The organism is Helicobacter cholecystus (genome assembly GCF_003364215.1).
Taxonomy (GTDB): domain Bacteria; phylum Campylobacterota; class Campylobacteria; order Campylobacterales; family Helicobacteraceae; genus Helicobacter_G; species Helicobacter_G cholecystus.
On the sequence record NZ_NXLU01000012.1, the window covers coordinates 1 to 9,567 of the forward strand.

Sequence of the window (9,567 nt, forward strand, 5' to 3'; positions counted from 1 at the left end):
ATATATTGTTCTTAGAGAGATAAATAGGAGAAAAGAGAGTTAGGTTGCTGGATAAGTGCAACGTTTGCATTGCTCTTCTACTGCTGTGTTTGTTTTAAATGCATTTTCTTCATTTAAGTTCATAACGAGTTTTAAGCCAATAAAAAATTGCAATGAGTAAGCCTAATCCTAAAATATAAGCTAACCACACACTTTTACTGACAGAAAGAATTCCAAAAGAGATAAATGCACAAACTGCAGATATAGAAGCATAAGGAAGTTGAGTGATAAAATGGCTTTGCACACTGCAACCTGTTCCAGCAGAAGTAAGAATTGTTGTATCTGAAATAGGAGAAATATGATCCCCATAAATCGCACCTGCTAAAATTGCCGAAAGGGCAATGCTTAAATTAGCCTCACAATGTATGGCCAAAGTCAACCCTACTGGAATCATTACCGCAAAACACCCCCAACTTGTTCCTGTGGCAAAGGCAATAATAATAGAGAGTATGAAGAGCACTAAAGGTAAATAAAGTTCAAGATTTCTGCCACCCCATCCTATAATTATTTCTGAGAGATGTTTACCTGTTTGAAGATCATATCTCACCACATCACCAATTGCCCACGCCAAAATTAAAATTACAATAGAAGGAATTGAAATTTTTAACCCCTCTTTAATGATTTGAAGATACTCACTTGCCTTAATTGTTTGAAGCGACATCAAAACTCCCAAAAGTGTTGCACTCACTCCTCCACAAAGCACTGAGAGAGAAATATTGGTTTTCTCTAAAATTGCCTTAATTGTCCAAACCCTTACTTCTTGGTATCCTGTATAAATAATCATCATTAAGGTTACACCAATAAGACACAATATGGGCAAAATCAGTGCCCACATATTCCCTCTTTTGTTCTCCTCTCTCTTTATTTCATTCAGCTTAACTCCAACATTAAAATTTCTACGCATAATGGGCAAATGTATTCTCCATAAAATACTCAAGAATACCGCTATCAAGGCAAACCAAGCATAAAAATTTAATCCAATACTTGATGTTAATAATCCCACAGAAAGGCTTTTATCAGGTAAAACACCATTCAATATCCCAATGATATACGCACCCCAGCTAGAAAGTGGCAAAAGAATGCATACAGGGGCTGAAGTGCTGTCAATAATATAAGCTAATCTTTCTCTACTTAACCCACTTGCATCACTCAATGGTCGCATAGATCTGCCAAGAGTAAGGGCATTAAACTGATCATCTATAAAAATCACACAACCAGCAAAAAAAATAATTAATTCTGAACTTCTAGGATCCTTAACTTTGGAGTGTGCCCACTGCACAAAGGAATTGATACTGCCTGAATAAATAAAAATCTGAGGCAAAATTCCCAAAAGTGCTAAAAAAATAAAAATATGGATTGCATACCAATTAAGTTGCATCTCTCCTTGATCCATATAGCGAAAAACACTTAAAAATTTTTCAAAAAGATATTGAGGGATTTGTAAAGGTGTTTGATATTTAACTAAAATCCCTCCCAAACACAAACCAATAACAAGAGAAAGAATCAATCTCTTTGTTAAAAAAACCAAAAGCAATACAACACTTGGAACTAAAATACTCAATAAGCCTTCTAGATTCAAAAAAGATCCTTAAAGATAAAAATGAATTTATACATCATAGCAAAAAAACAAATTTTTGTAAAAACACAATGTATTTTAATTTTTACATAAATCAAGTTTATTAAGGATTGAAACTCAACTTTATTTTTGCATTTTTAAATTAAATAACCCCTAATAGAAGCTGAAATCAATATCATTAAAGGCGAATATTCATCCAAAAAATATCATTGTTTGATCACCCTTTCTCATACAGTCCTAGCCAAAAGGGAGAAATCCAACTATGATTTTGTCAAGAAAAAATTATTTTTATTTTATCAATCTGTAAAGAGTAAAAGCGTATAATTTTAAAATTTTATATTTCATAAATGGCTAAGGAAAACTATGCAAACTTTTGGTTTAAGACATTCAGAAATCACCCAAGCAAAATTATTTGATCAATACCCTCAAATAGCCACAGAATTTGATTCTGCAATCATTGCAAACACAAAAGAAAACTGCGAGATCTATGCACCAGAGATTAATTGGTATCTCTCTCATGCTAATGCAGATGAAGGCACTAAACTTGCTAATGTTTATAGGCTTTTTCAAACACGTCTAAGCATTTATGATAATGCTCCTTATAAAGAATATTCCCTTGAAGTTCCAAATACCCTAGCCATTATTGGAAATGAAAGTGAGCTTACACAAGATTTTATTACACAAGCTCAAGAATTTGACTGCATACTCATTCCCCCTACAAACATTTCTCATATCAGTGGAGAACTAGGAGCTTTTAAAGCAGTATTAAATGATGGAAATGAAATTGAGTTTGCACAAGCAGTTCTCTTTGTAAATGATGAAAATTTGCCCAAGTTTTTAGGAATTGTGAGTGTGCAAGACTTTGGCAGTGCAAAAGATATACTTGCTCTCCTTTCTAAGAGACTGGGGACATATACATACAAAACCACAACTCTCTATAATCCTCACATTTGTCAATATCATCAAAGACGCCCTGATAGTAATGGTAATGGATATTGTCATAAATGTGTCAATGTCTGCCCTACTTTTGGAGTAAGCAAGAATGATTCACTTATGGAGCTAAGCTTCTCACAGCTTAATTGTATGGGTTGTGGCGGATGTATTGCAACTTGTCCTACAGGAGCTTTAGACTTCGCATCTTTTAGTATTGAATGTATGATAGATTCGCTTAAATACTATCAAAATACTGTAATTTTACTTATTCCTGAGGTCTTTCTTGATACTCTAAGAGACATTTCTCTTCCCTCTCACCTCTCACCACTAATTATTCCAAGAGAGAAATTCCCCTCAGAAGTGCATTTTCTCTCTATGGTGCAAGAGAGCAATCATTCAATGATTTTCTACTCTCCCATCATCTCTCGCCCCAGTCTTGAGGCAATTAAGCTTGTCAATGATATTTATCAAGCCATTTGTCAAAAACAAGCAATCTTTATTGCTCAAGATAGAGAAACTCTCCAAACTCTATACAATCTTCCCACTCCACTCCCACACTACTCTTATATTCCAAGCCCCAAAGAAGCGCGTCGAAAGCATTTTGGGGAAAGATTGAGATACTTAATTAAAGATGGAGATTTTGGCACTATAGAGAGTGGGGAGAGTGGGGAAATGATTAGATACGGAAGGATTCATATTGATGAGAGCAAATGCACTTTATGCAATAGCTGTGTGGGTGCCTGTAATGTAGATTGTTTAAGCGCCAATGCGCAAGAATTTGCCCTGCAATATAACCCAAGCCTTTGCACAACTTGTGGATATTGTATCCCTAGCTGTCCTGAAAATGCTCTAAGGCTTGAGCTTAGTGGGATTGAACTTAATCCTTCTTGGTTTGAAACTCATATTTTGGCAAAAGATGAGCTTTTTACCTGTGTTGAATGTGGCAAGCCCTTTGCAACAAAAAAATCCATACAAAAAATAAAAGGAGTCATGAGTTCTCATTTTTTAGGAGATAATGCGAAACTCAGAACTCTAGAATGTTGCAGTGACTGCAAAGTAAAAATTATGTTTGAAAATGTTTAAGGAAATAAAATGAATGAAGAACTCCAAATCAATAAAGCAAGAGCAGTTTATTACACCTTACTTGGAATCTTTTTTAGCTATCAGGGTATAAAAAAACATCAAGAACTTACTATACAAATTCTAGAGCAAATCTTTGCAAACCCTATCAACGATCAAACTCAAAAAGATTCTCATCTCTTGCTCCAAGAGCTTGAACAAAAAGGTTGTGAAGCTATTATGGGAGAGTTTGATAGCCTTTTTATTGATAATTTCTCCCAAAAAGCAATCTCACTGACTGCAAGTTATTATGATGAGGGATGGGAATTTGGAGAAAAATGCCTAAAGATTAGAGATTTGATTTTAGAGAGTGAATTTAGAAAAAGTGAGGAATTTATCGAACCTGAAGATCATTTAGGGTTTTTACTTCTTTTTTGTGCCTCACTGCTTCAAAAAGCCAATCCCTGCTCTATTGCAATGTGTAAAAAAGTCTTTGAAGAAGTGATCAATGATTATGTCAATTTTGTTGTATTTGAGATTTTAAAGAGTAAAAACGCAAAATTCTATAAATGCGTTGCAAAAATTTTAGGAAGTTTTGCTGAATTTGAACGTCTGTATTTAGATGTTACTCCTCCACCGCTTGAAGAATATGTAGATTTAGAAATGCTTAGGAAGGAAGAGAAAAAATCTAAATGGAAAAAACGTGTTAAAACTGATGTGAGCGAAGAAGAAGTGGGCAAGGGTCGAGGAGTATAATAGAAAGCAAACCCTACTTTAGAGATTAGATCTAATCTCTAAAGTAGGGTTTTCCCTACCCATCCTACCATAAAGGAGCAGATATGAATAATGCAATGCTTAATCAAAAATCTCGTAGAGATTTTTTGAAAAATGCTAGTAAGGCTTCAGTTGTAGTAGCTGCGGGTGGAATTGCCATTGCGGGTTGCAGTAGCAATTCTAAGAACTCAGTAGCTAATGGTGTCTTGCAAGGACATTCAAAGAAAAAAGAAATATTGTATAGAGATACCAAAAACTGGAACTCTTACTATGCTTCTGCTAAATAAGGAGGTTTGAATGAATACATATATCGCGCAAACATTCTCACCACTCAAAGCATCTCGTCGTAGCTTTTTAAAGATGAGTGCATTGGGGCTTGGTGCTGGAATTGCAAGTTTAAGTGCAAGTGAAGGTGTTGTGAGAAATGCAACAAGTGAGGAGCTTAAAGAAGCCTATCCCAATAGCCAAAAGATTAAAACAATTTGTACAATCTGCTCTGTTGGTTGTGGCATTGTTGCTGAAGTTCAAAATGGAACTTGGGTTAGACAAGAAGTTGCACAAGATCATCCTGTAAGTCTTGGAGGGCACTGCTCTAAGGGTGCAGATATGATTGATATGGTGAGGAGTGCAAAAAGAATTAAATATCCTATGAAAAAAGAAAATGGGGTTTGGAAACGAATCTCTTGGGATCAAGCTTTTAGTGAAATTTCTAGCAAACTTTTAGAACTCAAAAAAGATTATGGTGCGGATAGTGTGCAATTTTTTGGTAGTGCAAAAGTGGGCAATGAGCAATGCTACTACATTAGAAAATTTGCCACAATGTTTGGAACAAACAATATCGATCACCAAGCACGTCTCTGACACAGCTCTACAGTCGCCGGTGTGGCGAATACATTTGGTTATGGAGCTATGACTAACCACCTTGGAGATATCCAAAACTCTAAAGCAATCATAATCTTTGGAGCAAATCCTGCAGTCAATCACCCCGTAGGATTCCAACACTTCCTTAAAGCAAAAGAAATCAATGATGCAAAGCTTATCGTTATTGATCCACGCTTTACACGAACAGCAGCAAAGGCTGATGTTTTCATTCAAATTCGTGGCGGAACTGATATTGCCTTTATTTATGGAATGCTTCACCTCATTTTTAAAAATGGTTGGGAAGATCAAACCTATAATGATGACAGAACCTTTGGAATTGAGGCAATCAAAAAAGAGGCACAAAAATGGACACCTGAGAAAACTGCTGATGTTTGTGGGGTTACAAAAGAACAACTGATTGAAGTTACAAAGCTTTATGCAAAAACAAAACCTGGAACTTTGATTTGGGCAATGGGACTGACTCAACACAGTATTGGAACAGGAAATACAAGAATTGCTCCCATTCTCCAACTTGTCCTTGGAAATATGGGGAAAGTGGGTGGTGGAACAAATATTCTTAGAGGACATGACAATGTTCAAGGAGCCACAGACTTTGGATGCACATCTGACAGTTTGCCAGGATATTATGGACTGAGTGAAGGTGCATTTAAACACTGGTGTCGTGTATGGAATGTTGATTATGAATGGCTCAAATCTCAATTTGATCCAGAAACAATGAATGCATCTGGTTTTACACTCTCTCGCTGGTGGCAAGGTGTCCTTGAAGAAGAGAAGATTTATAATGGAAAAGCTGGAAAGATTAGAGCAATGTTTTGTATGGGTAATGGCCTTATCTCAATTGCTCAAACAAATAAGGTGCGTGAAGCACTTAATCATCTTGAGCTTTTTGTCATGGTTGATCCATTCCCACACGATGCGATTGCTTACACAGAGAAAAAAGATGGTGTGTATCTTCTTCCTGCAGCCTCTCAAATGGAAACAAGTGGATCAGTTACAGCAACAAATAGAAGTGCACAATGGAGATTTAGAGTTGTTAAACCACTTTATGAGAGTAAGCCTGATGAAGAAGTCCTTTTTGAGTTTGCAAAACGCTTAGGATTTTATGAACAATTCACAGCATCACTCAAACAGATTGCAAAGAAAAATGGAAGGGATACATTCATTTGGCCAGATGATGCAACAAGAGAAATTAACATCGGTATGAAAACTATTGGTCTTAGTGGATGGACTCCAGAAAGACTTCAGGCTCATACAAGCAATTGGCATCTTTTTGACACAATTACTCTCCAAGGAAAAGGAGCACTTAAAGACAGCTATTATGGATTGCCTTGGCCATGCTGGAATGAAAAACATCCTGGAAGTCCAAATCTCTACAACAATGCAATTCCTGTAATGCAGGGAGGTATGGGCTTTAGAAATAACTTTGGTCTTGAGCAAGAACTCTTTGGCAAAAAATACAATATGCTTGCAGGCAAAGCAAGTGTACCTCCCAAATCAAGTCAAGAAGGTGGGTATCCAGAAATAACAGCTGAGAATATCGAAGAACTGACAGGCAAGAAACTTACGCAGAAAGAAAAAGAAATTGTTAAAGGTAAAAACTGGAAAACAGATCTAAGTATGATTCTAGTTAACAAAGCACTTGAAGCTGGACTCTGCCCTTATGGAAATGCAAGAGCAAGAATGTATGTGAGCACTTGGCCTGATAAAATTCCTCTTCATCGTGAACCTATCCACACACCAAGACCTGATCTGATTAAGGAGCATCCAACATATCCCAATCAAGTCAATCAATTTAGAGTGGATACCAAATTTGCATCTCTGCAAAAAGATTGGACAAAAGACTTTCCTTTCCAACTCAATACAGGAAGGATTGTGACACATAGTGGGCAAGGAATTGAGGCTCGTGTGAGCTTGGCACTGAGCGAAATTAATCCTGAGATGTATTGCCAAATCCATCCTAATACAGCCGCTGAGCTAGGAATCAGTGAGGGTGATTTTGTTTGGATCCACTCTCCAGAAGGCTTTAAAGCAAAGGTTAAAGCAAGACTAAGCTATAGCCTCAAAGAAAAAGTTGTATTTGCTCCATTTCACTGGGCTGGTGTTGCTCAAGGTGAAAGCCTTGAGGCAAACTATCCAGAGGGTTATGTGCCTTATAGTATTGGGGAATCTATTAATGGTGTAACCAATTATGGCTATGACATCATTACCCAAATCCCTGAGACAAAATGTGGTCTATGCAGAATTGAAAAAGCATAAAGGAGAGAAAATGAGTGATACATATAATATAAATGATTTTGATAGTTCGAGGATGAAGTTTTACTGCGATGAAAATCGCTGTATTGATTGCCATGGATGTGATGTTGCTTGTAAAGAAGCACACCATCTTCCTGTAGGGATTAATAGAAGAAAAGTTGTAACACTTAATGATGGAATTGCAGGCAAAGAAAAGAGTATATCTATTGCTTGTATGCACTGTTCTGATGCTCCTTGTGCTAAAGTTTGTCCAGTGAATTGCTTTTATATTCGTGCAGATGGAATTGTATTGCATGATAAAAAGACTTGTATTGGTTGTGGATATTGCCTTTATGCCTGTCCATTTGGTGCACCACAATTTCCCAAATCTGACCTCTTTGGATCTCGTGGAGCAATGGATAAATGTACATTTTGTGCTGGAGGTCCCGAGGAAACTCATAGCGCTGAGGAAATGAAACTTTATGGGCAAAATCGCATTGCTGAAGGAAAAGTTCCTGTTTGTGCAGCAATGTGTTCAACAAAGGCGCTTCTAGCAGGAAGTGGAAAAGAAGTGAGCGCAATCATCACTCACCGCGCAGTTGCTAGAGGAAGTGGAACCCCAAAAATCCCCTACACTTGGTCTAAAGCCTATGGTGGGTAAGTAGGAGGAGAGGAATGAAAAGTATAAAATATTGGCTTCTCTTTGCTTTGCTTAGCGTCTTTTTGCACGCTCAAGCCCCAAAAGAGCCTGTTGATTTCTCTCATAATACAGAGATTTATGGGGTCAAGCAAATTGAACAAATTAAGAATTGGGGACTTGATAGCCCAACTTCTGGAGTTGTCAGTGGAAGTGTTATCCAAATGCAAGGTGTAGGTATAGGAGCACTTGATAATGCAAAACCACTTAAGGGAATAGAGGCTACGCGAGGATTGGGTGAATTATTTACGATTTTGCAAGGCAAATACTTTGCACCTATCTTTTTGGCTATCCTTATCCTAGTACCACTTGCTTTTGCAGGGCATTTGATAATTTTTAAATCTAAGGTATTTTCCCATGGTGTGAAATACAAGATTTTTTCAAACTATAATATAGCAATCCACTGGCTTGCAGCTGTACCTTTTGTTGCCATTTGTATCACTGGAGTCATCATGGTCTTTGGTGATAAATTTGGAGGAGGGAGCTTTGTAAGATTAGCTCGTGATATTCATGGAATCTGCACTATTGCTTTTGCTATCTTTGGTCCATTAATGTTTTTGATGTGGGTGAAGGCTTCTTTGCCCAAATCTTATGATCTCAAATGGCTTTTAATGCTTGGAGGTTATCTTACACCTGGAAAAACAATCAGCAAGCCCATCCCTTCTGGACAATTTAATGCAGGAATGAAGATGTGGTTTTGGACTTGTACTGTGGGTGGATTCATTATGATCATCACGGGTGCATTTCTCTTTTTTCAATTTGCACCCATTAATGCACTCAGATTAAGTGCACTCATTCATAATTTTTTAGGATTTGCAATCATTGCATTGCTTTTCACTCATATTTATATGTCAGTTTTTGCAATTGAGGGAGCCTTAAGTGCAATGACAGATGGAACTATGGGAGAAGAAGAGTTGGCAATCTTGCATTCTTATTACTACAATGAGCTCAAATCTCAAGGCAAACTTGAGAAACTCAAAGTACAAACTTCTCACCATTAAATTTTCTTGGGTGGGGGTCCCAAGGAATATAACTATCTCTTTTAATCAGTTATCTCTAATCACTTTCTCTATGCTTTTAAGGAGTAAAACAAAAGATACTCCAAGCGTTTTATTTATTAAAAATCCTTTATCTATAGCCATACCTTAATTTCATTCTATATTTTCAAGAAAAAGAAATTGCAAATTTAATCTAAGGTTGAGTTTTCTAATAGTCTTGATAGAAATGACTTCAATGCAAAATTTATTTAGGCATATTTAAATTCATTGAATGACTGAGAAAAATCAACTTTAAAGTGTGCAAATTTTTATACTTCTAGATCAACCTATCACAATTTTTAAAATATGATTTTCTTATTTACTCCTCAAGTCTTAAA

Annotated in this window: 7 protein-coding genes; 6 read left to right on the forward strand and 1 reads right to left on the reverse strand. The window is 36.6% G+C overall.

Annotated elements, in window-relative coordinates; genetic code table 11:
* Positions 1 to 109: 109 nt before the first annotated feature.
* On the reverse strand, positions 110 to 1,618 hold the full coding sequence (locus CQA62_RS06540; protein WP_104725037.1) for a Na+/H+ antiporter NhaC family protein: 1,509 nt from the start codon (positions 1,616 to 1,618) through the stop codon (positions 110 to 112).
* Positions 1,619 to 1,978: 360 nt separating this feature from the next.
* Between CQA62_RS06540 and CQA62_RS06545 the strand changes: the two genes are divergently transcribed.
* From CQA62_RS06545 to CQA62_RS06570, 6 genes are all read left to right on the forward strand, one after another.
* A complete protein-coding gene (locus tag CQA62_RS06545) occupies positions 1,979 to 3,631 on the forward strand; it encodes a 4Fe-4S binding protein (protein WP_104725036.1) in 1,653 nt (550 codons plus the stop codon).
* A gap of 9 nt (positions 3,632 to 3,640) precedes the next feature.
* A complete protein-coding gene (locus tag CQA62_RS06550) occupies positions 3,641 to 4,363 on the forward strand; it encodes a TorD/DmsD family molecular chaperone (RefSeq protein WP_104725035.1) in 723 nt (240 codons plus the stop codon).
* A gap of 83 nt (positions 4,364 to 4,446) precedes the next feature.
* Positions 4,447 to 4,668, forward strand: a complete 222-nt coding sequence (locus CQA62_RS06555; RefSeq protein WP_232006716.1) for a twin-arginine translocation signal domain-containing protein — start codon at positions 4,447 to 4,449, stop codon at positions 4,666 to 4,668.
* A gap of 10 nt (positions 4,669 to 4,678) precedes the next feature.
* Positions 4,679 to 7,519 carry a formate dehydrogenase subunit alpha gene (locus CQA62_RS06560; RefSeq protein ID WP_104725034.1) on the forward strand — a complete coding sequence of 947 codons (2,841 nt, stop codon included), beginning with the start codon at positions 4,679 to 4,681 and terminating at the stop codon, positions 7,517 to 7,519.
* 10 nt (positions 7,520 to 7,529) lie between these two features.
* A complete protein-coding gene (fdh3B, locus tag CQA62_RS06565) occupies positions 7,530 to 8,156 on the forward strand; it encodes a formate dehydrogenase FDH3 subunit beta (RefSeq protein ID WP_104725033.1) in 627 nt (208 codons plus the stop codon).
* Positions 8,157 to 8,170: 14 nt separating this feature from the next.
* Complete coding sequence (locus CQA62_RS06570) at positions 8,171 to 9,193, forward strand: formate dehydrogenase subunit gamma (RefSeq protein ID WP_104725032.1); 1,023 nt, start codon at positions 8,171 to 8,173, stop codon at positions 9,191 to 9,193.
* Positions 9,194 to 9,567 lie beyond the last annotated feature (374 nt).